Source organism: Vibrio sp. 10N.247.311.12, assembly GCF_041467515.1.
Taxonomy (GTDB): Bacteria; Pseudomonadota; Gammaproteobacteria; order Enterobacterales; family Vibrionaceae; genus Vibrio; species Vibrio crassostreae_C.
Genome location: NZ_JBFSUV010000031.1, coordinates 18,399 through 43,089, shown reverse-complemented (window position 1 = coordinate 43,089; position 24,691 = coordinate 18,399). Strand labels below are relative to the sequence as shown.

Below are 24,691 nucleotides of genomic sequence, written 5' to 3'. Positions count from 1 at the left end.
TTTTCCGTGAGTTAGATTAAACTGTCTCAATGTTTATGGTTTGCCGATTTGTCTCAAACCAAAGGAATTAACACTAATATAGGTTTACGGTCGTTATGCGCAAAATTCTACTTACTACCGCTATGCTATTGGCTTCTGGTCAAGCACTAGCTGTTGATGAACAACCACAGGTAATGAGCAACTTTAACTATGATTACTTTGAAGCACGTATCGGTGCTAGCCCATTAACATTTGGTGGTGCGTTCAGTAAGTCCATTCACCCGAACGCTCACGCTATAGCACGTATCGATTCAGAATTTGAAAGCGATTACGACTCAGCTGTAGGTCTTGGTTTCCACGCTCCATTAAACAACTGGGCAGACCTAACAGGTGAAATGCTAGCTCGTATCGTTCAACCTGAGAACTCAAGCTCTACTGATATCGGTATGGAAATCAACATTGGTGTTCGCCAATGGCTTGGTCCACAACTAGAAGTTGGTGGTAAAGGTGGTTACGTTTCTATCGATGACAACGATGATTGGACAGGTTCTGTTTACGCGCGTTTCCACTCTACAGAGCTTTTCTCTCTAGGCGCTGAAGCTCGTATTAACGACTTCTACGGTGACCAACTTATGTTCACTGCTCGCTTCAAGTACTAATACTTAAAGCTCAAGCCCTAGCAAATAAGCTCTCTATGAGCACTTAGCCTTTTGATACTTAGTCTTTTAAGAAATCCGGCTAAGACAGAAACAAAAAAACCGAGGACATTCCTCGGTTTTTATTTATTAACAGTAATCTTAAGCATATAAGGCAAACTTCTTTAGTGGCAGCTCTTTAGTAATTGCTGCTTGCGTGGCTCTTGTAATAGTTTCCAGTGAATACCATCAATTGCACCCGCAAATTTCCAAAGTAGTTTTAGGTCAACATCGTTTCCGTACGCTTCGCGAACCTTATTAAACACTTCAGGTGCGCCCAACTGCATAAACATTGAAACATCATCCACACCCGCCTTTTTAACCATGCGCTCTAACGTAAGCTGCATGTTTGGTAGATCTCTTAATCTACGGCTAGCTGATGACTTCTTGAAGCTACGCTGCTGAATTGAATTATCGATTGAAGTACGAATAATACTATCCAATTCAGGATGTTCACAGGTAAACAGATCCGTAATGTCGTAATAGTTTACGGTTGCTGTTGTCTGCTTCTTTACATGACGATACTTTTCACAATCAAGATCGGTCAGTTTTTTATCTAATGATTTTCCACCTCTAATGAATAAACAACCTTCACTCAATAAAGCGAACATAGCGTCATTTTGAAAGAGGCCAATACCTCCGAACATAGAACGTTTTTGATGCTCACCAAATTGATTCACGTAATTAATAAATGCTGTCTCGGTCATATCCGTTGATCCTTAATCAAATTACCCCGATTAGGTTGATCACCAGACAAGCAGCTTGTTATGCGAAAATTTTAAATCTATTTTGTTATTCTATAGGTGAATATTATGGTTTCGTTTTTCACCTTTAAATAAATCATACTTCGAAAAGAAAAATAAGTCTGGACTTAGTTCACATCAATCAATTGAGTATTCCGGTTTTTCATGATTGACTTCACAGTAAACTATCAAACCATGCTTGAATTTGTACACCTAGTGATACACCGGTTCAAATTATTAAAGGTTATGTAGACGGGTGAGTATTGCCTCGCAGCATCGTGGCTTGTAAAATGGCAGGACAGACCTGTTTTTACTTTTTATATGAATCATTTATCGTTTTTCTGGCTACCTCAAAATAAGACTCTTCTCTTAAAGGGTCTAGAATCAGAGTTTGCCCAACTTGTTGGACATTCTATCTCAGCGGGAAAAATAACACTTCCTCCTATCCCTAACGTTGTACTGAAGATTCAATCGCTTTGTACCCTTGAATCAACTGGGATTGCTGACGTTGCCGAGTGCTTACTCGAAGACCCAGGCCTCGCTGCTATTGTCATTCGTGTGGCTAACTCTGTCGTCTTTAACCGACGTAATATTACTTGTGTTGATATTATGACGGCGGTGTCGCGCCTTGGCATATTAAGAGTACGTGACATCGTGACGGCTCAGGCTATTGAGCAACTCAAACACTCAGTCAACCTCAGTAAAGAATGTAATAAGGTATTGGTTCAGAGCGCTTCTGTATCAAAAGAGCTGGGCGCTACTATGGTGCTTGTTACCAACAGCTTCAAAGAGCTCTCCCCTACTGAATACCGTTACCTTGAGCATGAAAAATCGCTGCTTGTTGGATTACTGGCTGATATTGGTTTGTTCTGTTTGGTTAGCGAATACCACCTCTACCTCGAAAATGGCAATTACCTAGATCACGACATCGCTCTACAAATCTTCCAAGGCCAATGTTCTGCTACCAGTAAATTGGTGCTTAACCGTTGGGGCTTCGACAGCGACTTTATTGATGTGTGCAGCAATACCATCAATAACCACGAACAGCGTGAAGTCTCTTACTTAGATATCGCTCGAATCGCTAACCACCTGCTGATGTTCAGAAACAAGGATGAGAACATCGATGATCACGAAGTTGAACTTAACGTGACAGGTGCAGAGGTGCTTTATAAATTAAGCAACTTGAGCAAGCATGATTTTAATGCAAAGCTAAGCGACGTGATCAATACTAGCGGCTTCTAAGTCACTGTTAAATTACAAGTAAGTGTAATATGAAGTAAATGCAATGGGGAAAGCATGTTTACAGGGATGATCTTTATATTTGCGCCACTCGTCGTGGGGTATCTTTTTGCAATTTCGAACGCTCAGACATTAGAATTTATCAACCGCTCAACATCGCGGTTGATCTACGTGATTCTGGCGTTAATGGGACTAAGCTTAGCCGCCCTCGATAACCTAGGCAGTAACCTGCAGACAATCCTTCTATATACCGTCACTTTCTTTGTCTGCTTAAGCGTATGTAACCTAATGGCACTGCCCGCTATTGATAAGTTATTGCCACTCAAAACCGACAGTAGCAAGAAGAAGCTTCCCCTCTCTTCTATGGCGATGGAATCTGCAAAACTCATCTTAGTGGTAGGTTCAGGGCTAATCGCTGGCTTAGTGCTGCCTATTGGCCTTGATTGGGTTGATACCGCAAGCGAATGGATTCTGTTTGTTCTTCTATTCTTTATCGGCATTCAGCTGCGTAATAGCGGACTCACACTTCGTCAGATCTTACTCAACAAGCACGGTATGGTTATCGCAATCACCATTATCATCACCTCAATGTTAGGTGGTGTAATCGCGGCTTACATCCTAGATATCCCTCTGTTCAAAGCCTTGGCAATGTCTTCTGGATTTGGTTGGTACTCTCTGGCTGGTATCTTAATGGGTGACGCCTTTGGTCCTGTCTATGGTGGCGCTTCTTTCATGCTTGAGCTGTTAAGAGAGTTAGTTGCCTTGGTACTGATTCCAGTGCTAATTCGCAGCTACCCATGCACTTCCATTGGTTATGCTGGTGCGACTGCGATGGACTTCACCTTACCGGTCATTCAAACAACAGGCGGCGTTAGATGTGTGCCTATCGCTATCGTCAGTGGCTTTATCCTCAGCTTGCTTGTTCCGATATTGATGTTGTTCTTTGTATCTCTTGCTAACTAGATCGCAGGAATAGCGTTTGTTTTAGATTAGAATGCAACTCGAATACCAATGCCCAAGACACCGATACAGTTACCGAAATAAAAAGACACTAAGTGTCATTGCTCAACAAATAACGATCACGGTAACCTGTAACGACAAAGTTATAAAAAGAATAAACTTACAAAAGGAACCACTATGAAACGCCTTTGCGTCGCATTACTGCTAGCTTCAACTTCTACTTTCTCTTTTGCAGCAGATTCAATGTCTGAGACAAACCAGTGCCAAGCAAAAAAATATGATGCGTACATCGACGCTTCTTTGAATTGGTATGCCGACCTTGCTGCATTAACCTCTGAGCAATATCCAGAGCTAACAGAAGTGAGTGAGTGGTTCCTAGAAGGTCGTAAGCACCACTTTGAGCTTAACCGTGCTGCGGTTCACTACTACTTAGTAAACGACTCAAGCAAAGTGGCAACAGAGCAACCTGTAGAAGGTTGGTTGCAACTTGAGCAACACGACATTAAAACGCTATCAACACGTGATGATGAGCTTGGTAAAATCGCGAAAACAACATTCGATGACCGCCAATCAACGCCTCACGCTCAAAACTACGAACTACGTTCTGCCTTTGCAGAGCTGCTTAGTCACCCTAAGCAAATCGACTCAGCGCTGCAGCGTTACAACCAGTCGATCAGTAAACTTGAAGCGATTAAGTGTAAATAACCCCGCATTTAATATGCTTTTTTGAGAAGTTGGATTTCATAATTAAGACGGGACATTGTTCCCGTTTTCGTTTAGATTGTCCCGCTCGCGTCAATATTAGAAAAATAACTCGCTTGCTATGGTTACGGAACAAAAAACAGCAGATGTTAGCTTCGACAGTCTTCTACGTATCTTCACGGTACCTGAAGGCCCAGATTCAACACTCACTCAAATTGAAGACAAACTTTCACGAAACCTGAATCAATTCTTACGTGAACATATTGTGGCTGAAGAAAAGCCGCTGCGTGAAATTGAGAAAGATTTTTCAAATGCTCATATCCCAGAGCAGCCTGAGTTTGTTTCTGAACATACTGAGCATCTCCTCGATTCTCTTGTGTCTCATTCGGTTCACACGTCTTCGCCAAGTTTTATTGGCCACATGACCTCTGCGTTGCCGTACTTCCTGATGCCGCTTTCAAAAATCATGATTGCGTTGAATCAGAATCTAGTAAAAATCGAGACCTCAAAAGCGTTCACTCCCCTAGAACGTCAAGTTCTGGGCATGTTACATCGCCTGATTTATCAAGATAGTGACCAGTTTTATTCTCGTTGGATGCACAGCGCAAACCACTCTTTAGGTGCGTTTTGTTCTGGCGGTACCATCGCGAACATTACAGCGCTCTGGGTTGCACGTAACAACGCACTAAAAGCGCAAGGTTCGTTCAAAGGTGTAGAAAAAGAAGGCCTGTTTAAAGCCATGAAGCACTACGACTACGAAGGCCTTGCCATCTTAGTCTCTGAACGTGGCCACTACTCTCTGAAAAAAGCCGCGGATGTCCTTGGTATTGGTCAAGAAGGTCTAGTGTCTGTTAAAACAGATAACGACAACCGTATTTGTACTGATGATTTAAGACTCAAGATCGAGCAGCTCAAGCAGAACAAGATCAAACCTTTCGCCGTCATTGGTGTGGCTGGTACAACCGAAACCGGTAATATCGACCCGCTAAGAGACATTGCTGAGGTGTGTGCCGAATCCGATTGTCATTTCCACGTTGATGCAGCTTGGGGCGGTGCGACTCTGATGTCTAACAATCATCGTCACCTACTTGATGGTATTGAACTGGCGGATTCAGTCACGATTGATGCGCATAAACAGCTTTATATCCCTATGGGTGCGGGTATGGTTCTGTTTAAGAAGCCAGATGCGATGACTGCGATTGAACATCATGCTCAATACATTCTTCGTAAAGGCTCAAAAGATTTAGGCAGCCATACGTTAGAAGGTTCTCGTTCAGGTATGGCAATGCTGGTTTACGCCGCAATGCACATCATTAGCCGCCCAGGTTATGAACTGCTGATCGACCAAAGCATCAACAAAGCGCGCTACTTTGCCGACCTAATTAAAGATCAGAGCGACTTCGAGCTGGTTTCAGAACCTGAGCTTTGCCTACTGACTTATCGCTATGTCCCTGAGTCAGTCAAAGCGGCACTGCTTAAAGCTGAGCCTGAACATCGTGTCGAACTGAATGAGTTGCTCAATGAGCTGACTAAGTTTATTCAGAAGAAGCAGCGTGAAACAGGTAAGTCTTTCGTGTCACGTACACGCTTAAACCCTGAAGCATGGGTACATCAGCCAATCATCGTTTTCCGCGTGGTATTAGCAAACCCACTAACAGGCAATGACATTCTTTCGTCAGTGCTTGAAGAACAGCGTGAGATCTCTAAACTAGCACCAAACTTGATGGGCAAAATCAACAAACTGGTTACGCAAATCAACGCATAGTCATTCAATTTTAGTTGCATCAAATTGAAAATTTCTTTCTTTTTGATGTAACTAAGCTGTCAGTTCATACCCATTTTGCATTCTTTTTGCTCAAACTCTCTTCCAATTCTGTAGTTTTCTAAAATTTTGTTGAGGTTTGTCATATTCTTAAGCATTCATGCCCTGTTTTTGTATTAGTAAATAGTATGTTGGGTTTATACTGACTCTATGGTGCTAGTTAGCTTGATATCTATTTGACGCAGCAGTATTTACGAAACCGAATATACATCGGCTTTGTGTTTACTGATATTTGCTTCAGCCATACCCCCTGGTAAAAGATATTAACTAGCAAGTTGTTCTCTATACCCTTGTGAACACTATGAATACATTAGAAAAAATACAAAAAAACCTGGAAAATTTCAGCAAGTCTGAGCGTAAGGTAGCCGAAGTAATTATGGCTTCCCCTCAAACTGCAATTCATTCTAGCATTGCTACCTTAGCTAAAATGGCTGACGTGAGTGAGCCTACAGTTAACCGCTTCTGTCGTCGATTAGACACAAAGGGCTTCCCTGACTTCAAACTTCACCTAGCTCAAAGCTTGGCGAACGGTACACCTTACGTGAACCGTAATGTTGAAGAAGATGATGGTCCAGATGCTTATACGCATAAGATTTTCGAATCAACTATGGCTTGTCTAGACGTTGCTAAAAACAGTCTAGATGCGATGCAAGTAAACCGTGCTGTTGACTTGCTGACTCAAGCAAAACGCATTTCGTTCTTCGGACTGGGTGCCTCTTCTGCTGTCGCCAAAGATGCTCAAAACAAGTTTATTCGTTTTAATATCCCAATCACATGTTTCGAAGACATCGTGATGCAACGAATGAGCTGCATTAACTGCAGTGATAACGACGTTATTGTTCTTATCTCTCATACTGGCCGCACTAAAAGCCAAGTTGAGATTGCAAACTTAGCGCGTGAAAACGGTGCGACAGTTATTGCTATCACAGCAAAAGATTCTCCACTGGATAAAGCGAGCTCGTTGTCTATTTCTCTGGATGTTCCAGAAGACACTGACGTTTACATGCCAATGGCAAGTCGCGTTGTTCAGATGACGGTTATCGATGTGCTAGCGACAGGCTTTACGCTACGTCGTGGTTCTGGTTTCAGAGAGAACCTAAAGCGCGTCAAAGAGTCACTTCGTGATTCACGTTACGAGAAGTACTCTCAGTTCTAATCTGCTTAGTCATGAACTGAAAACAGATGACCAGAGAACAAGTTGAATTAAAAAAACGGAGCCTAGAGCTCCGTTTTTATTTGTCTGTATAAAATGACTTATACAACGAACAAGTTTAAGACCGTTAGATAGTCCAACTATTGCCCTTCTCAACCACGCTGTTTTCGGACGCATAAGAATTGATAATGGTAAAGCTCGACTCGACAGCTGGCTCTTGCCCAATTTGATTCATTGAAGCTCCCTCATGATGCCCTTCTCTACAACTGCACTTCTCGCATACTTGCTTCAAAATATGCACGAGCCTCTCTTGGTTAAGCGGCAAAGGGTTTCCTTTAATCGCCACTGATTTGAGCGCGTCGGCAGACACCTCATCAAACTGGGCTTCACAGACACCAAATTCCAACAAGTTGGGTAACTTAAGCGTATCAAGCACTTCCGATAACCAAGAAATTGCCTCCTCTTCTATTGCTTCTACGTTACCTGTTACTATCTGAGCGATTCGCTGATAACGCGCTAGGATGTCGCTTCTTTGCTGCTCTTTTGCAACGGCTATGTTCTCCAACATCACAAACGGCGCTAAACGCGCGGTAATCACACTATGAGGCGCAGAAATCTTACCTCCTAGTGCGGAGGCTAAACCATGGGCTGCGCCAAGCTTGGCATTAGTTATCGCCATACCACCGAGCATAGAAGCGAAAGCAAGATCAGAACGCGCTTGAGGCTCATCATAAACACACGCTTTAACCACAGAACCACTCAACTTACGCAGCCCTTCTTCACAAATCATATCGGTTAACGGATTCGGTTCACCACACACGTAGGCTTCCATTAGATGAGTAAAGGCATCCATCGCACCTCGCCCAGATAGATATAGATTGGTTCCATGAGTTAGGGTTGGGTCGACAATCGCAACGTCGGCCAGCATGTCTGGGCTTCTCAGGCTGATTTTCACTTGGTCTTGGCCTGATTTCAGCACCGCGTTTTTAGTGACCTCGGCGCCGGTACTCGCTGTGGTTGGAATTGCGATAAACGGAAGTGGTTTGGTTTTAAGAGGAACATTACGCCCGACCACTTCAACATAGTCATATAAATTGCCTTGATTAGGTAAAACCGCAGCCAACGCTTTGCCCATATCGATGGCGCTACCGCCCCCCATGGCGACAACCATATCTGGCTTAAATCGACGAGCAGAAATAGCCGCCTCTTCAACCATTTTGATATTAGGTTCACCGGAAACGGCAATGTGCTGATAACGCATACTCTGCGCATCAAGATAGTCAGTAACAATTGAAGTGCGCTCTAATGTATTGCCTGTAACCAATAGCACGCTGTAGCCATATTGATTAAAGAGAGACAATGAAGCGGAAAGTGCTCCATCACCAAAGATGATCTTTGTAGATGTCATAAATTGAAACATGGTGCCTCCTGCGCCTATGACCGAACAAAACTGCGAACTCTTGGTTATTGGAATTTAGCCTTTATATAGTGCATCAGTATTAAGATGCCTCGTTCTGTATGCGCTTTTTTTGACGAGGTGCAACTTGTCGCATTAAAGATGGATTAATGTCGTATTCTTAGGGGTAATTCACACTCTTAAATTAAGGGTAACCAATCTGAATACCCATCAGAAATCAGCATGGATCCTTTTTGTGACCATTATTTGCTCTGATAGACAAAACCTATTGTATTAAGAGGTAATTCCATCTTTATTTCCCCATGGCATTGAGGCATAGTTGGTTTTATGAAATTTTGAGTGGCATTCACTAAAGAATAGTTAACATAATCGAGTTAACGAGCCTCATCCCGTATTTAGGAGAAATTAAATGTTTGTAGTTATTTTTGGTCGCCCTGCTTGCCCATTCTGTGTTCGTGCAAAAGAGCATGCTGAAACTCTTAAAGCTAAACGCGATGACTTCAACTACCGTTACGTTGACATCCACGCTGAAGGTATCAGCAAAGCTGATCTAGAGAAGACTGTTGGTAAACCTGTCGATACAGTTCCACAAATCTTCATCGACCAAGACCACATCGGCGGCTGCACAGAATTTGAAGCATACGCAAAAGAAAACCTAGGTCTTTTCGACTAAGCTAGGATTTCTCAAACGAGAATCAGGGCTAAAGCCTTAAACAGCTGACCCATTTAGGCGTTAGACTGTGCGATTTATAGAAAGCCCGCTCACTGTAGCGGGCTTTTTTATGACCAGTTTTCATACGGAATAAGAATAAGGTCAAAATCAAGTAAATTAACAAAATATTGCTTATAATTTATTTATATTTAGATACAATTCACCTCTCAAACTTACCCTGTGTTCCACGCCAATTATTGAGCGACCACCGTGAATATCGACGTTGTTTTTCTGTTAGAACAAAACCCCATTCTCCTCATCTTTGTTGTTTTATCGATTGGATTAGCCATTGGTAAAATTCGTTTCGGTAGCCTCCAACTTGGTAATTCAATCGGTGTTTTGATTACTTCCCTTATCATGGGACATCTTGGCTTTTCTTTTAACGCAGATGCGCTCACCATTGGTTTCATGCTGTTCATCTACTGTGTTGGCATTGAAGCTGGACCAAACTTCTTCGGTATCTTCTTCAGAGACGGTAAGCACTACCTCATTCTGAGCCTTGTGGTACTTTCTACCGCAATTGCCCTAACCTATTTCAGTAGTCATTACCTTGGCCTAGGCTTTGGTTTATCTGCAGGCATGATGGCAGGTGCCTTAACAGCAACGCCGATATTGGTAGGTGCTCAAGATGCTCTGAATTCTGGGCTTGCAGAATTACCAAGAAACATGGACTTGAGCCTGATTATCGAAAACCTTTCAGTCGGTTACGCGATGGCTTACTTGGTTGGCTTAATCAGTATGATTATGTTTGCTCGCTTGATTCCAAAACTTCAAAAAGTGAACCTACACGACTCGGCAGAGCAAATCGCCCAAGAACGTGGGTTAGGCGCTTCAGGTCAGCGTAAGGTTTACTTGCCCATTATTCGTGCTTATCGAGTGGGACCAGAGCTCATCTCTTGGACTGACGGTAAGAATCTGCGTGAACTGGGCATCTATCGCCAAACAGGCTGTTACATCGAGCGTATTCGACGTAATGGTATTCTTGCCCATCCAGATGGTGATGCAATTCTGCAAGAAGGCGATGAGATCGCATTGGTTGGTTTCCCAGATAGCCACGCTCGTCTAGACCCAAGCTTCCGTAACGGTAAAGAAGTTTTCGACCGTAACCTTCTCGATCTGCGTATCGTGGAAGAAGAGATCGTCGTTAAGAGTGACAGTATCGCAGGTAAGCGCCTATCAGACTTAAACCTGTCTGAATACGGCTGTTTCCTTAACCGCGTAGTACGTGCTCAGATTGAAATGCCGATGGACTTAAACATCGTGCTTTCTAAAGGTGACGTCCTACAGGTGAGTGGTGAAAAGAGTCGAGTGCACGGCCTAGCTGAGAAAATTGGTTTCATCTCAATCCACAGCCAAATGGCGGATTTGATGGCCTTCTGTAGCTTCTTCATTTTGGGTATTTTGTTTGGTTTGATCACCATGACATTCGGTCAGGTATCGTTTGGGCTAGGTAACGCGGTTGGCCTGCTTCTATCGGGCATCATGCTTGGTTTCCTACGAGCGAACCACCCTACTTTCGGTTATGTGCCTCAAGGTGCTCTGAACATGGTCAAAGACCTCGGTTTGATGTTCTTTATGGTCGGTATAGGCTTGAGCGCCGGTGGTAAGATATTTGAGCACTTAACCCAAGTTGGCCCACAGGTAATAGGTATTGCCCTAGTAGTGAGTGTGCTGCCAGTATTCTTCGCTTACTTGGTTGGCGCTTACGTATTGAAGATGAACCGAGCTTTGTTGTTCGGTGCAATCATTGGCGCGCGAACTTGCGCTCCAGCGATGGACATCGTAAATGACCACGCTCGCTCAACGATTCCGGCTCTGGGTTATGCGGGTACTTATGCGATAGCCAATATATTGATGACCTTAGCAGGTACTTTCATCATCATAATTAGCTAGCATCTGCTGCATTAAAAGCAGCCAAGCTTAGATATTTCGAATGCACTAATTCACTTTGGGTTAGTGCATTTTTTATAACCTGTTTTAAGCGGTTCAAGCCTTCTTCCCCACTCATGCTCTTAACTCTCTTCATCCCTTATTTCTACTCTTGTCCCCCTTCGAATCGCGGTAGCCGTATCCGCTCTTAAACCTCTTCGCATCCCGCCACTCGAATCCCATATCTGCTCTTAATCTCTTGAACCAAATAGCAGACAAAAAAATAGGCGCTCAATGAGCGCCTATTTCGTTTAGATTCGATAACTTGAATTAGATGTCAGCTACATCAAATTCAACAGCTGGGTTAACGTCAGCTTCGTAATCAACACCTTCAACACCGAAACCAAATAGCTTCAAGAACTCTTCTTTGTACTCTACGTAGTCAGTCAGTTCTTTTAGGTTCTCAGTTGTGATTTGAGGCCATAGGTTACGACAGTGATCTTGAATGTCTTCGCGAAGCTCAAGGTCATCTAGACGTAGACGGTTCACTTCATCCACTTCTGGCGCGCTGCCGTCTTCTTTGTATAGACGTTGGCTGAACATACGGAAGATCTGTTCCATACAACCTTCGTGAATACCTTCTTCACGCATCTTCTTGAACACCATAGCGATGTAAAGAGGCATTACAGGGATTGCAGAACTTGCTTGAGTCACTACAGACTTAAGAACAGCAACGTTTGCAGTACCGCCAGTTTGGCCTAGCTTCTCGTTCAGCGCTGTCGCTGCACGGTCTAGATCCATCTTAGCTTTACCTAGTGCGCCATCCCAGTAGATTGGCCACGTTAGTTCAGTACCGATGTAGCTGTAAGCAACCGTCTTACAACCGTCCGCTAGAACACCAGCTTCAGAAAGAGCATTGATCCAAAGTTCCCAATCTTCACCGCCCATTACAGTAACAGTGTCTTTGATCTCTTCTTCAGTTGCAGGCTCTACGCTTGCTTCGATGATTGTGTCTTTGTTCGTATCAACCGCAGTTGACGTGTACGTTTCACCGATAGGCTTTAGAGATGAACGAATTACTTCGCCAGTCTCTGGCATTTTACGCACTGGAGACGCCAGTGAGTATACAACCATATCGATTTGGCCTAGATCTTCTTTGATCAGGTCAATTGTTTTCTGTTTCGCCTCGTTAGAGAAAGCATCGCCGTTCAGGCTTTTTGAATATAGGCCTTCTTCTTTAGCAAACTTGTCGAACGCTGCTGAGTTGTAGAAACCAGCTGTGCCAGGCTTTTTCTCAGTACCGGCTTTCTCAAAGAAAACACCGATAGTTGAAGCGCCGCCACCAAATGCAGCCGCAATACGTGAAGACAAGCCGTAGCCACTTGAAGAGCCAACAACTAGTACACGTTTAGGGGCGTTTGCGATTGGGCCTTGAGCTTTTGTGTAAGCAATTTGTTCTTTTACATTAGCTTCACAACCGACTGGATGTGTTGTAGTACAGATGAATCCGCGAATTCGAGGTTTGATGATCATATTCAACTTCCTTAAAAAATCAGGTTAAGGATAAAAGTTTCGTACGCAAATGGCATCTAATTTCTGTAAAAATGTGGCGAAAATGCAAGTGGTTGGAGCACTCAGTGAATATTTGCTGACTAAGTCACCATTTGTTAACGCCTCTATTGCAACTTCTACGACAAAAACAAAAAAGGCACCTAATAAGGTGCCTTTTGTCATTTCTTTATCTAAGCAACGCTATTTAGCTTAGGTTTTAACTCTTTTCGCGTCAAAGTTTCACTGTAATCATGACTGAAGTGGTCAACTTGAATCGCTGCGTAGCGAAGTTTGTCTGCTGCAATGATTTGGTCAACTTCGTCTTGAGTAAGAACATCTGCCGCCAGTGCTTGAGCAAGTTTATCTTGCAATAGACCTTTACGAGCCACTTTGCCCTCTTTCACTGCTTTGAAGATCTTACGTTCGAGAGGCTTGATGCTGTACATCGCATTGAACGCATTCTCCATTAGGCCAACACTATCCTCTTCTTCTTTGCCTATGTAGCAAAGGTGAGTTAGACGTTCACGGTGTGCTCCCGGAGTCATCAAGCTTTCTGCCAGTTGTACCGTTAGATTATCACTTGGTTTTTCAAAGTGGTTACCGACAGGGAAAACTAGACCTTTAAGTACTTTACCTACCATCTTGTTCGGGAAGTTTCTGTACGCTTCTTGTAGCGATTTAGCCGCGTTATGGAAACAGTGTTGAACCGCGTAGTGTACGTAGTCTAGGTCAGCTTGTTGACGACCTTCATCTTCATACTTCTTAAGCGCTGCAGACGCCATGTATAGGTAACTTAGACCATCACCTAGACGTGCAGAGATAAGCTCTTTACGTTTCAGTTCGCCACCTAGTGTAAGCATTGCGAAATCCGCACTCACTGCAAGCGCACGGCTCAAGCGAGTTAAGTCTTGGTAGTAAGGCTTCGTTGGACCGCTCATATCCGCTTTAATGAACTTAGAGCCTGTCAATGCCGCACCGAACGCACCAAACGTGTTCTTAGTTGCGTGAGAGATATGCTTGAACAACAAGTTATCGAAATCCTTCGCACCTTGCTTCTCATCTGGGTTTGCTGCCGCTTCCATTTCGCTTAGCACGTATGGGTGACAACGTGTCGCACCTTGACCGAAGATCATCAGGTTGCGAGTTAAGATGTTCGCACCTTCTACTGTGATAGCAACTGGAATACCTAGGTAAGGCGCAGCTAAGTAGTTCATTGGACCATCTTGAATTGCACGACCAGAGTGGATATCCATTGAATCATTCAGGATAGTACGCGCCATTTCTGTCATGTGATATTTCGCGATAGCCGTAACGATACCCGGCTTCTCTTTCATATCGAGTGAAGTAGTTGTTAGTGTACGAGTCGCTTCTAGTAGATACGTTAAGCCACCAATACGACCTAAACTCTCTGCAACTCCTTCAAACTTACCAATCGACATACCGAACTGCTTACGAACATAAGCGTATGCGCCGGTCGTTTTCGCCGTTAGGTGGCCCATCGCCGTGCCAAGTGCGGGTAATGAGATACCACGACCTGCAGACAGACATTCCACCAGCATACGCCAGCCTTTACCTGCGTAATCGGCACCACCGATTAACCATTCCATAGGAATAAATACATCGTGACCGCGTGTTGGACCATTCATAAACGCAAGACCAAGTGGGTCATGACGCTCACCAATCACAACACCTTCGTGGTCAGCCGGGATTAGCGCACAAGTGATGCCAATGTCTTCTTTGTCACCCAGTAGCTTTTCTGGATCGTGCAGTTTGAAAGCCAGACCAAGTACCGTCGCCACTGGTGCTAGTGTAATGTAGCGTTTGTTCCAGTTAAGCTTGATACCTAGCGTCTCTTTACCTTCGTGCATGCCCATGCACACAGTACCGACATCAGGGATACCACCCGCATCAGAACCCGCTTCTGGGCCTGTTAGTGCGAAACATGGGATATCTGTACCGTCAGCAAGACGAGGTAGCCAGTAGTCTTTTTGGTCTTGAGTGCCGTAGTGAGACAGCAGCTCACCAGGACCAAGAGAGTTTGGAACCATTACTGAAACCGCAGTACTGATACTGCGAGTCGCAATCTTAGTTACGATAGTTGAGTTAGCGTGTGCTGAGAATTCACGACCGCCATACTCTTTCGCAATAATTAGCGAAAAGAAACGCTCTTTGCGTAAGAAGTTCCACACCTCTTCAGGAAGGTCTCGATCTTCTTTTACAATTTGGTGGTCATCAAGCATAGCGAGCAAGGTTTCAAGCTCATTATCCATGAACGATTGCTCTTCTGCTGTCAGCTGAGGTTTTGGGTATTGGTGCAGCTTAGTGAAATCTGGTTTACCAGAAAACAGCTCTCCGTCCCACCACACGCTACCCGCTTCCATCGCTTCTTTCTCGGTGCTAGATAGTGGTGGTAGTACTTTTTTAAAGAGTTTAAAAGCTGGGTCACTTACCCATTTTTGTCTTAGAGAGCTCATAGTTCAGATCCTTTTGTTCACTATATTGGTTGTGAATGTTTCGCTTTTTATTGTTTTATTCTTCTGCTGACATGCCAGCGGATAAATATGGAATAAGAATATCGACCACTGCCTTAGCATCTATCTTTCTGTCATAGTCATTCTCTGCAATTTCTACCAGAGCCTGACTTGATGCCATGGTGAATACACAAGTCCCTAGGGTGAAGTGTAATCGCCAAAATAACTGTTCTTGAGTGAGGTTCGGATTCGCCTTCATTACAGATGTCGTAAACAAAGAAAGTACTTCGCTGTAGCGAGTAGTAATGAACCAACGCAAGTGTCCTTGCACATCCGTATAGCCTCTGCCGATAAGTAACATGAATCGGCTTGTACCATTTGGCCTAACATCATTAAGTGCTCTTAGTGGCTGTCTCAACGACTCAAACACGTCACTCATAGAATACGTTTCGTTCAAGTTTAAGTTCACTAATGCATCTTGCAGTGCTGGCATAAATGCTTCTAAGTAACGATTGAGTACCGCACGAACCAGAGTCTTCTTATCGCCAAAGTGATAGTTCACTGAAGCTAAGTTGACATTCGCTTTACTCGTAATCGTACGTAAAGAGGTGTCATTAAAACCGTGCTCAGCAAATAAGCCTTCAGCCACATCTAAGATTTTGTCTTTGGTTGTACTTCTTGGTGCCATTTCAATCACTCGTATTAAACAACTGTTTGAAATATACGCTTTGTACATTTATTTAACAAGCAAGCAACATCACATTTTCACAAATTGGTCGTACCAGTTAATAAAACTCAGCACTAACCGATTGAATCGCTGTGTGTTTATAAAAAAAGAAAAAAATAATGAATTTTCTTGGAACTGAAATGGAAATGGAGAGTCCTAAATTAGGTAGAAAACAGCGTATTTAGAAGTTTAACAGGCCGTCAAACTTGTTCTTCTCACTGCTTTCTTAATTACTGCATTTTCCTTATTAACTCCTATACTTGTATCCGCCCAAACCACGTTGGTTTGGGCTTTTTTTTTGTTTGTTGTTTGGGACGAGAGTGAGCCTTACTTACCCCTCTTCACAGCTACTAACTACAACCTGAACAGCGCGACCGCCTCTTTATATGCTGTCATTTCTTCCTAAGAGTCGAACTACCATGCTTGGCACATTGTTATCACTGGAACTCGTATTTCAAACAACCTACTAGCCAACGTTTACCTATCTGAGTCCAAACCTAATACTACGTTTCCTCTATTTACGGTGCATCCATTCGAAGCTTGCCACTTGCTACTATTGGTAAATTAATCAATAAGGATAGAGACTTACATTCGAAATAAAGCCAACAAACTTAGCAATTTCTTGCAGATGTCCTAAGCTTCGTTTAATACCCTTTTCAATTAAGTAGTTAAACGCTTGTTGGGAAGCGGCGGGAGCTTTTAAAAGTAGAAGGAGACCTACTTTGAGACTGTTGAAATTACCTATTATGTGTTGCTTAGTTATTGCAGCTCCACTCTCTGCTCAAACTTTAGAACAGGCCGTAGCCATTACCTTGGCTACAAACCCTGAGATAAAGAGTATCTTTAATGAGTTTGTGAGTGTACGGAAACGAAATGACGCCGCAGGTGGTGCTTATAGACCTAGTATCGACCTGGATGCTGGTATTGGTTACGAAGGCATAAACCCTGCACCAAATAACGGCCCAGATACCGATCTCACAAGAAAGGAAGCGACGATTTCCCTCACTCAGTTGCTGTGGGATGGTTCATCGACTCTCAATGATATTGATCGTACTGCCGCAGAAGCAGAATCGGTTCGTTTGCAATTGCTCGCGGATGCCGAAGACAAAGCGCTAGAGGTCACACAGATCTACTTAGACGCAGTCAAAGCAACTGAAGTTTTAGCCCTTTCGGAAAGTAACCTCGCTATCCACAAGAAAATCTATAAAGACATCAAAAAGCGTGCAGTCTCAGGCATAGGCTCAACCGCAGATGTATCTCAGGTAGAAGCAAGGATTGCAAAAGCGCACGGCAACTTATTAGCCGCACAGAACAACCTAATTGATACCCACACCCAATTTAGAAGAATAGTGGGTCAAGAACCGCTTGGCTTAGTCTACCCAAGAGCCGATATTTCTATGATTCCTCTGTCATTATCAGACGCGCTTGTTGATGCTCTGGACCAACACCCAGTCATCAAAGTCGCGACTGCAGATGTCGATTCAGCGCACTTCCAGTACAAACAATCAAAAGGGGTTAACTACCCGACGTTCTCTATCGAGGCATCTCAATCATGGCGAGATGATGCTGGAGGCGATGAAGGTTCGAGCCAAGAGACTTTGGCAATGTTGAGAATGCGATACAACCTCTACAACGGTGGTACCGATAGTGCTAATTCAGAAGCTGCAGCTTACCAACTCAATAAAGCAAAAGATCTAAGAGATCGTGCTTATCGACAAGTTGAAGAAGGCCTTCGCCTCTCTTGGAGTGCATTGGATCTGACGTTACAACAAAAGAACTTCTTGTCTGATCACGTGGATTCGGCGTCAGAAACCGTTATCGCTTATGAGAAACAATATCGAATCGGCAAACGTACGCTACTTGATCTGCTTAACACTGAAAACGAATTGTTTGAAGCCCGCAAAGATTACTTAGATGCGCATTACTCTGAACAGTACGCTAAATACCGTGTAATGAACGCGACAGGCTCTCTATTGAACGCTCTACTGGTCGACATTCCAGACGAGTGGACAACGGCAGTGGAGTATTAATGATGAAGAGACCTTATTTATTACTTTCCGCATTAACGATAACGCTATGTGCATGCTCTAGCCAAAATGAAGAGCCCTACATAGAAACGCCAGAAGCGGAGCAAATTTCTGACCTGCAAGACGATGATAACGATGGTGTGGTCAATGCACGAGACACCTGTCCTGGCACACCAGAGTCGTCTCTGGTAGACAACGAAGGCTGTGGAGAGACGGTTAGCTCGCAAGAAGTCAGACGGCTGAACATCCTTTTCGCCAATGACTCCTATGAAGTTAACCCTATCTTCTCAGATCAAATCACTACCATGGCTGAGTTCTTAGAAACCTACCAAAGTGCATCGATAGAAATTCAAGGTTACGCCAGTAAAGTCGGCGCGAGTGAATACAACTTAGAGTTATCAAAGAAGCGCGCTCACCACGTTGAAGATGAATTATTGTCGAATGGTATAGACCCGAGCCGAGTAAGAGTTGTCGGTTACGGTGAAAACCGCTTAGAGAGCGATGGCAACGATGCTACGTCTCATGCACTGAACCGCCGAGTAACAGCCACAGTTGTCGGACTAAGCGAACAGATCGTCGAGGAGTGGACCATATTTACCACGCTTGAAAAGTAGCGTGACATTGTCACTGTGGATCTAGATGTGACATAGAGCGAGTGTCGAACAACAGCAGCTTAGTTATAAGATCAATAAAGCCGTGATAGGGTTGCCCATCACGGCTTTTTTGTTCTTTGTCGTCACATGAGTCGAGGGAGACTCTGTGACTCGTCTTGCTACTCAGAAGTTAGCTTGTTAATCAGTGAATAGGCTCGCCGTTAAACGAGCCTACCGCTGATTATAGTTTTACTTCTTGTTGCTTTGCTGTTTTCGGTAAAGAAACGCTTAGCAGGAAGTAACCTAGAATTGCAGCTGTTGTAGATCCCATCAGGATGCCTAGTCGAGCTAGTGTGTCAAACTCTACATTCGTTGGGCCAAATGCTAGTGATGAAATAAAGATAGACATTGTAAAACCAATACCACACAGGACAGATACTGCGAAGATGTTCATAAAGTTCACACCTTCAGGGAGCTTAGCAACACCCAATTTCACCGCACCCCAGCTGAATGCAAAGATACCAAGAGGCTTACCAATCAATAGACCCATAGCGATACCAAGCGGTAGCATACCTGTTAGGCTTGAGATTGAGATACCTTCCAATGAAATACCTGCGTTTGCAAAAGCAAAGACTGGCAAGATTGCAAAAGCGACGTATGGGTGCAGAGCATGTTCTAGATGCTTCAGCGGAGAATGTTCACCTTTATTGCCTTTCAGTGGGATAGCAAAACCAATCACTACACCAGCCAGCGTTGCATGAACACCAGACTTCAATACTGCAAACCACAGAATTGCACCAACAATGAGATACACACTCAGCTTAGTCACATGCTTGTTGTTTAGCATGAACAACACACCAGTCGCGATGAAGCCAACTGTAAGTGCAAGTGTTGATAGGTCGCCTGAGTAGAACAGTGCAATGATAACAACAACACCTAGGTCATCGATAATTGCCAATGCTAGTAGGAATACCTTCAAGCTTACCGGTACACGGTTACCAAGAAGAGCCATAATACCCAATGCGAATGCGATATCAGTCGCTGCTGGGATAGCCCAACCTTGAAGCGCTTCAGGGTTACTTGAATTAAATAGCACGTAAATAAGTGCAGGAGCTAGCATACCACCCACAGCTGCGATAGCTGGGAAGATTGCTGTCTCTTTAGACTTTAATGCGCCTTCTAAAAGTTCGCGCTTAACTTCTAAGCCGATTAGAAGGAAGAAGACAGCCATTAAGCCATCGTTAATCCAGTGAGACACAGACATACCAAGAACGTAACTGTGAAGTACACCTTGGTACATTTCGTTCAGTGGTGAGTTTGCTACAAACATTGCGATCGCCGCAGCGATGACTAGTATGATGCCGCCAGCAGATTCCATTTTAAAGAAGTCACGGATGACGTCGGTCATGATTTCGCCCTTATATTTATTATTTAAATAAACGAATAACAAAGAATAACCACGAGTTTATATCCAAGTTTAATTGATAGATAATCACTTCTTCGGATGTTTAACTTCGGTTTTTCCTACAAATACTAAACAATACGTCGTATATACCATAATGTTGTTATGCACCATGAATTAAGTATAGATGAGATCATCGAACCTGTATGCACAATTCATTGGGGGACGCTAAAAGGCGCAGGCATAAAAAAAGGCTATCAAATTATAGCCTTAGGTGTTTTTTAGTAGCCAGTTAACTGCATAAAGCCTGTCGCTTCATGACTCCCGCTCGCCTTAATCGGCCCTTCCCAATATGGTATGACAAATGGAAGCCACATATCCCTGCGTATAATACGCGTTGTGAGGTTGATATCATGCTTAGGGACGTTAATGATCCACTGCAAAGGCATCCGTCTTCCATTCATCAACGTTGTATTTTGCAATGGTTGAATGGAAATGTCGGATTCCGTTAATTGGTAAACTTTGCCTGAGCGCGTTGCTAATGTCCCGAATATGTAAGGCAACTGTTGGTTATGACGATAGCGGTTAATGCTCAGCGCTGTGCCGTCATCGAGGTTAAATACAAACCAATCCCAACCTTGTTGGCCCACTCCAAGTAAGCCACTGCCCCACTCTTTATGTACCCACGCAGTTCCTTCCACTTCCTTGGTAACGCCGTCTAGGTTCAACACACCACTCAACGATAAAAATGGAGCGCTGAAGTTATAAGACGCGACAGGTAATAAGTCGTGCTTTTTCTGATAACCGTTATCGCCGTTGAACACATAGGGCCCTTTTGCAATGGTGTCGAGTTCAAGTCCAAACGTGTCTGTTTGCACTTGAAGGCGCCCGGGGAATGGGGTGTTGCCGAGTGCACGCCAGTTCCAGTTATCAATCCAAAGCCTGAATGGACGATTAGTCATTCCCGCTTGGCCAATGCCGCCACGAGCCATGCGCTGTTCTTTCCATACTTTGGACTTAGAAGAGACCACTACATTTGAGATATAGACTTGAGGGCTTTGCCACCCTGGTGTTTCACGTTCGTCCGTTGCGATACGGAAAAAGCTCCACTGGACCGAATAGTCTTTACCATCATCACCTTTCAAAGATGCAAAGTAATGCCACCACTCGTGCTGAAACTCTGGGTGGAACTTAAAATCTTGTGGTAGCGAAACATTACGGTCTGGCAAAACAGGTTCGAACACATTGAAGTGTTCATTAACCAATATTGAGTTAACTTCATTCACGTCCTTTTCACCAGGATCGATGAAATAGGAGTAATAACCCCAAACACTTAAAAAGATGCCGAAGAAACTGATTAATAGCAGAGAAGACAGAATTCGTTGTCTTAACTTAGTTGAAGTATTCCGTAAAAACATACTAAAGCGCATCCCTCAGTGATTTCATCGGAGTGTTCCGAATCATTCTCATCACTGGTAAAGCACCAGCTAGCATCAATGCTGCCATGGCCCATGCAAATGTCTGCAAATAGTCCCAAGGAATCACTTGTAACTCAAGTGACCACCCAAAAGACTGCTTTATCACGATATCAACAATTAGGCTCGCTAGCGCTAATCCGAGCGGAATCGCAATTAAGGAGGAAATAAGCCCAAACACAAACAACTGCAAACTACCTGTCAGGATCAGTTCTTTCGCCGAGACACCCAAACAGCGCTGCAAGGAAATATGCCTTTGGCGAGACACTTCTCCCGCAACCGTCGCGAAGAAGATACCGAAGACGGCGATAACCAAGGTGATGTTACCTAGTGTATCTGCAATCGCGAACGTCCTATCGAACACCCGCATTGCTTGACTGTGAATATTGTTGTTATCGAAAACACGCTCAGAACCAAGTCTAAATACGCTTTCCAATCGACTGCGAAGCCCTAATGAATTCACATCGTCTTTGAGTATTACGCCAAGTCCGACATTACCCCGCCCTGCAAACCCATACAGCCAGTTTCGATGCGACATCATGACTTGATGGTAAGGGTTACCATAATCGTAATAAACACCGACAACCTGCCAACCAGAGCCGAGACTGTCATAAAGATCAATGTAGTCACCAGGACGAATACCCAGTTTCAAAGACATAGATTCACTGATCAATACGCCTTTAGAATGATGCAAGTGATACCAATAATTCGGAATACCTAACTTAATCGTTAGTGCTTCTAGTTCACCTTCTGATGGGCCAGTACTAACAACTTGAATACTGCCTACAGGTGAAGCGACGTCTTTTTCCCAACGCCACCACACAGAATCCACTTCAGGTTGATCTGACAACCAGTTGCTCATGCGAGCAGCGGCATTGTTAGTTGGGTATATATAGAGATCAGCGGCCAAACGCTGCGTTAGCCATTTATCCGTAGTATCTCTGAAACTGCCCACCATGGTTTCAACGCCAATATTAGCTGTTAACGCCAACATAAAGGCCATTGTCGCCACACCACGATAGCTCATACTCGAGGCTGCATCAGCAAAGAACCAACGAGCACGAACCCAACGCAAAGAGTAAGACAAACTATTGAACAGCTTCCACATCAAGAATGGCGTAAACAACGCGACACTCACCAGCATCAGGGCAATAATTGCAAAACCCGTTTCTTGGGTTTGGGGCGCTTGATACACAGCAACCGCAGCGACACAGAACCCACAACCCATTAAGGCTTGCCAAGTAAACTCGGTGCCAGCGAAGCGCATTAATGACAGTCGAGAGGTCAAACGAATAGGCTGAGATTTAAGCAAACGCACCAATGGCCAAGCGCACGCTAAAAACGCACCAAGTAACGCCATCAATAAGCTGTAGCCGCTCCATCGCCAATTCCAGTCGATCGTTAAGCCAACGTTGGCGTCGTATAAGTCGCCTAAGCTTGAAGATACCGCTGGTAACAATTGGTTGGCTAACATGACACCGAATACATTACCGCAGATCCAGCTCAGTACGACCAATATCAACAATTCTAAGCAAAGCGCTTTAGCCAATTGCCAGCCCGATACACCTGTTTGTCTTAATATTCCAACTAACGGCTGACGTTGAATAAATGAAAGCGACATCGCCTGATAGAAAATAAATAAACCAACCACAAACGACAGCATACCCATCGCTTTTAGGTTTAAGTGGAATGCACTGGTCAGCGACTCAAGCTCTGCCTTAGAGCTACGAGAGATCGTCAAACCATTGGGTAACATGTTTTTAAGACGTTCAAACTTCTCGGTGGGCATGTCTGAACAAGCAATCACTGAAAGCCCAGCACTGCGTTTAAGCATTCGGAGCAAGGAGATATCCGCAATCAACCTTGTACCATTAATCATATTATTTTGATCAACAACCACAGGACCAAGTTCAGAACCATCCATCAAAGGGATGTAATCACCGTTGTGCCATTCCATGTGTTCAGCAAGATCATCACTGACAAGGATTGGATATGGTGGCTTCATGAGGTTCAAAGCGGTGAGGTCTTTTAACGCTATATCAGGTTGTAGCTGAAGCATAGAAACAGGATCTATACCGACAACCATGAAGTTTGCGCCATTTTCATCAGTGATACGATGGTGATCAAGAGGAGAACACTGTTGAAAGCCTTCACGGCGAAGCTGGATATAAAAGCCTTGCGGGATTTTATTGGCGTTGTGTTTTGGTCGAATACGGTAAGGAAGAGGATTCGAAAAGAGTTTTTCACCATGCGCATAGCTTTGCTTGGCGTGTTGGTTGATAGCAGTAACACCAACCAAAAGTGATACGCCGAGGGTTAAACCAAGCCATACCAAAATAATTTGCAGTGGATAACGTCGATAGTGACCGAGTAGTGCCTTAACTACGGGCCATAACATGCAGTTGCCCTCCTTGTAGACGGATCCTACCATCCATGTGCAGAGCTACTTTTTCACTGTGTGTTACCAACAGCAACGTACATTCTAATTGACGAGCCAAAGAGGTCAGCAAACGCATTACCGCTTCTGCATTACGCTCATCTAAACTACCGGTCGGCTCATCGGCCAGCAATATTTTTGGTTCCATATACAGCGCACGCGCAATGGCCGCACGTTGTTGTTGGCCACCAGACGCTTCTTCAGGGTAACGGCCCAGTAAAGGCATAAGGTCTAAAGCAGAAAGAATTTGTCTCCAGAGTCCTTTATCTTCTGGTAAACCCTTTAATTGACGGCAAAAGCGAATGTTATCGGCAATATTAAGCGTTGGCAGTAAGTTGAATTGCTGGAAGATATGGCCAATATTATTTCGGCGATAAGCAGTACGATCACGTTCAGTGGAGGCGTGCATGTTGAAATGAGGAAAAGCAATTTCACCTGAGTCTGCTAGGTCTAAACCCGCGATAAGATTCAATAATGTACTTTTCCCTGAACCGCTTTCTCCCATTAATGCGAGTTGATCGCCTTGGTTTAATGTTAACTCAGCACCTTGCAAAACAGGGTGGAACTCCCCCCCGTCGACATAGCCTTTACATAGGTCTGACAGCTTTAACATTAAACAGCTCGCATTAGTTAGAATTTGGAAGGAGAATCTACACTAATTCCCTGTTAGGAGGAAGTATTTTGAAAGATAGATCACACGCCAACGATAAAGTGATG

At 44.0% G+C, this 24,691-nt stretch carries 19 protein-coding genes; 10 read left to right on the top strand and 9 right to left on the bottom strand.

Annotated elements, in window-relative coordinates; all coding sequences use genetic code 11:
* Positions 1 to 95: 95 nt before the first annotated feature.
* A complete protein-coding gene (locus tag AB6E30_RS14495) occupies positions 96 to 638 on the top strand; it encodes a hypothetical protein (protein ID WP_017060402.1) in 543 nt (180 codons plus the stop codon).
* A 161-nt stretch (positions 639 to 799) separates the two neighbouring features.
* On the opposite strand, the gene AB6E30_RS14490 is transcribed toward AB6E30_RS14495, so the two are convergent.
* Entirely contained in the window at positions 800 to 1,381 is a 582-nt protein-coding gene (locus AB6E30_RS14490; RefSeq protein WP_017060401.1) for a TfoX/Sxy family DNA transformation protein, read from the bottom strand.
* A gap of 357 nt (positions 1,382 to 1,738) precedes the next feature.
* Here AB6E30_RS14490 and AB6E30_RS14485 point away from each other — a divergent pair, with 357 nt between their 5' ends.
* The 5 genes from AB6E30_RS14485 (at position 1,739) to AB6E30_RS14465 (ending at position 7,296) form a co-directional block, all read left to right on the top strand.
* Positions 1,739 to 2,659, top strand: a complete 921-nt coding sequence (locus AB6E30_RS14485) for an HDOD domain-containing protein (protein ID WP_017066065.1) — start codon at positions 1,739 to 1,741, stop codon at positions 2,657 to 2,659.
* Between the two features lie 54 nt (positions 2,660 to 2,713).
* Positions 2,714 to 3,619, top strand: a complete 906-nt coding sequence (locus tag AB6E30_RS14480; RefSeq protein ID WP_017071961.1) for a lysine exporter LysO family protein — start codon at positions 2,714 to 2,716, stop codon at positions 3,617 to 3,619.
* A gap of 174 nt (positions 3,620 to 3,793) precedes the next feature.
* Entirely contained in the window at positions 3,794 to 4,321 is a 528-nt protein-coding gene (locus tag AB6E30_RS14475; protein ID WP_017066066.1) for a hypothetical protein, read from the top strand.
* A 118-nt stretch (positions 4,322 to 4,439) separates the two neighbouring features.
* Positions 4,440 to 6,083 carry a pyridoxal-dependent aspartate 1-decarboxylase PanP gene (panP, locus tag AB6E30_RS14470; RefSeq protein WP_017060397.1) on the top strand — a complete coding sequence of 548 codons (1,644 nt, stop codon included), beginning with the start codon at positions 4,440 to 4,442 and terminating at the stop codon, positions 6,081 to 6,083.
* A 358-nt stretch (positions 6,084 to 6,441) separates the two neighbouring features.
* Positions 6,442 to 7,296, top strand: a complete 855-nt coding sequence (locus AB6E30_RS14465) for a MurR/RpiR family transcriptional regulator (RefSeq protein WP_004734686.1) — start codon at positions 6,442 to 6,444, stop codon at positions 7,294 to 7,296.
* A gap of 124 nt (positions 7,297 to 7,420) precedes the next feature.
* Here the strand turns inward: AB6E30_RS14465 and AB6E30_RS14460 are convergent, their stop codons facing one another.
* Positions 7,421 to 8,713 (bottom strand): iron-containing alcohol dehydrogenase, encoded by a 1,293-nt coding sequence (locus AB6E30_RS14460; protein ID WP_017060396.1) that lies wholly within the window; start codon positions 8,711 to 8,713, stop codon positions 7,421 to 7,423.
* A 406-nt stretch (positions 8,714 to 9,119) separates the two neighbouring features.
* On the opposite strand from AB6E30_RS14460, the gene AB6E30_RS14455 reads away from it, so the two are divergent.
* Positions 9,120 to 9,383 (top strand): GrxA family glutaredoxin, encoded by a 264-nt coding sequence (locus AB6E30_RS14455; protein ID WP_009847069.1) that lies wholly within the window; start codon positions 9,120 to 9,122, stop codon positions 9,381 to 9,383.
* A 249-nt stretch (positions 9,384 to 9,632) separates the two neighbouring features.
* Positions 9,633 to 11,315, top strand: coding sequence for an aspartate:alanine antiporter (locus AB6E30_RS14450; RefSeq protein WP_017060395.1), 1,683 nt, complete (start codon positions 9,633 to 9,635; stop codon positions 11,313 to 11,315).
* 306 nt (positions 11,316 to 11,621) lie between these two features.
* On the opposite strand, the gene fabV is transcribed toward AB6E30_RS14450, so the two are convergent.
* The 3 genes from fabV to AB6E30_RS14435 form a co-directional block, all read right to left on the bottom strand.
* Positions 11,622 to 12,824, bottom strand: coding sequence for an enoyl-ACP reductase FabV (gene fabV, locus AB6E30_RS14445; protein ID WP_017065406.1), 1,203 nt, complete (start codon positions 12,822 to 12,824; stop codon positions 11,622 to 11,624).
* Between the two features lie 209 nt (positions 12,825 to 13,033).
* A complete protein-coding gene (locus tag AB6E30_RS14440) occupies positions 13,034 to 15,316 on the bottom strand; it encodes an acyl-CoA dehydrogenase (protein ID WP_017071963.1) in 2,283 nt (760 codons plus the stop codon).
* Between the two features lie 55 nt (positions 15,317 to 15,371).
* A complete protein-coding gene (locus AB6E30_RS14435) occupies positions 15,372 to 16,001 on the bottom strand; it encodes a TetR/AcrR family transcriptional regulator (protein ID WP_372104072.1) in 630 nt (209 codons plus the stop codon).
* A gap of 761 nt (positions 16,002 to 16,762) precedes the next feature.
* On the opposite strand from AB6E30_RS14435, the gene AB6E30_RS14430 reads away from it, so the two are divergent.
* The gene (locus tag AB6E30_RS14430; RefSeq protein WP_017095900.1) at positions 16,763 to 18,070 is read left to right on the top strand and encodes a TolC family outer membrane protein; all 1,308 of its coding nucleotides are present in this window, start codon (positions 16,763 to 16,765) and stop codon (positions 18,068 to 18,070) included.
* On the top strand, positions 18,070 to 18,681 hold the full coding sequence (locus tag AB6E30_RS14425) for an OmpA family protein (protein ID WP_102428233.1): 612 nt from the start codon (positions 18,070 to 18,072) through the stop codon (positions 18,679 to 18,681). Before AB6E30_RS14430 ends, AB6E30_RS14425 begins: the two co-directional genes overlap by 1 nt.
* 220 nt (positions 18,682 to 18,901) lie before the next feature.
* Here the strand turns inward: AB6E30_RS14425 and nhaA are convergent, their stop codons facing one another.
* The 4 genes from nhaA to AB6E30_RS14405 all read right to left on the bottom strand — a co-directional run bounded on the left by nhaA (position 18,902) and on the right by AB6E30_RS14405 (position 24,587).
* Positions 18,902 to 20,068, bottom strand: a complete 1,167-nt coding sequence (gene nhaA / locus AB6E30_RS14420) for a Na+/H+ antiporter NhaA (RefSeq protein ID WP_010441484.1) — start codon at positions 20,066 to 20,068, stop codon at positions 18,902 to 18,904.
* Between the two features lie 275 nt (positions 20,069 to 20,343).
* Positions 20,344 to 21,492, bottom strand: a complete 1,149-nt coding sequence (locus AB6E30_RS14415; protein ID WP_065583902.1) for a lipocalin-like domain-containing protein — start codon at positions 21,490 to 21,492, stop codon at positions 20,344 to 20,346.
* Positions 21,482 to 23,935, bottom strand: a complete 2,454-nt coding sequence (locus AB6E30_RS14410) for an ABC transporter permease (protein ID WP_372104070.1) — start codon at positions 23,933 to 23,935, stop codon at positions 21,482 to 21,484. The genes AB6E30_RS14415 and AB6E30_RS14410 overlap by 11 nt, the downstream gene beginning before the upstream one ends.
* A complete protein-coding gene (locus AB6E30_RS14405) occupies positions 23,916 to 24,587 on the bottom strand; it encodes an ABC transporter ATP-binding protein (RefSeq protein WP_010441489.1) in 672 nt (223 codons plus the stop codon). The genes AB6E30_RS14410 and AB6E30_RS14405 overlap by 20 nt, the downstream gene beginning before the upstream one ends.
* Positions 24,588 to 24,691: the final 104 nt, after the last annotated feature.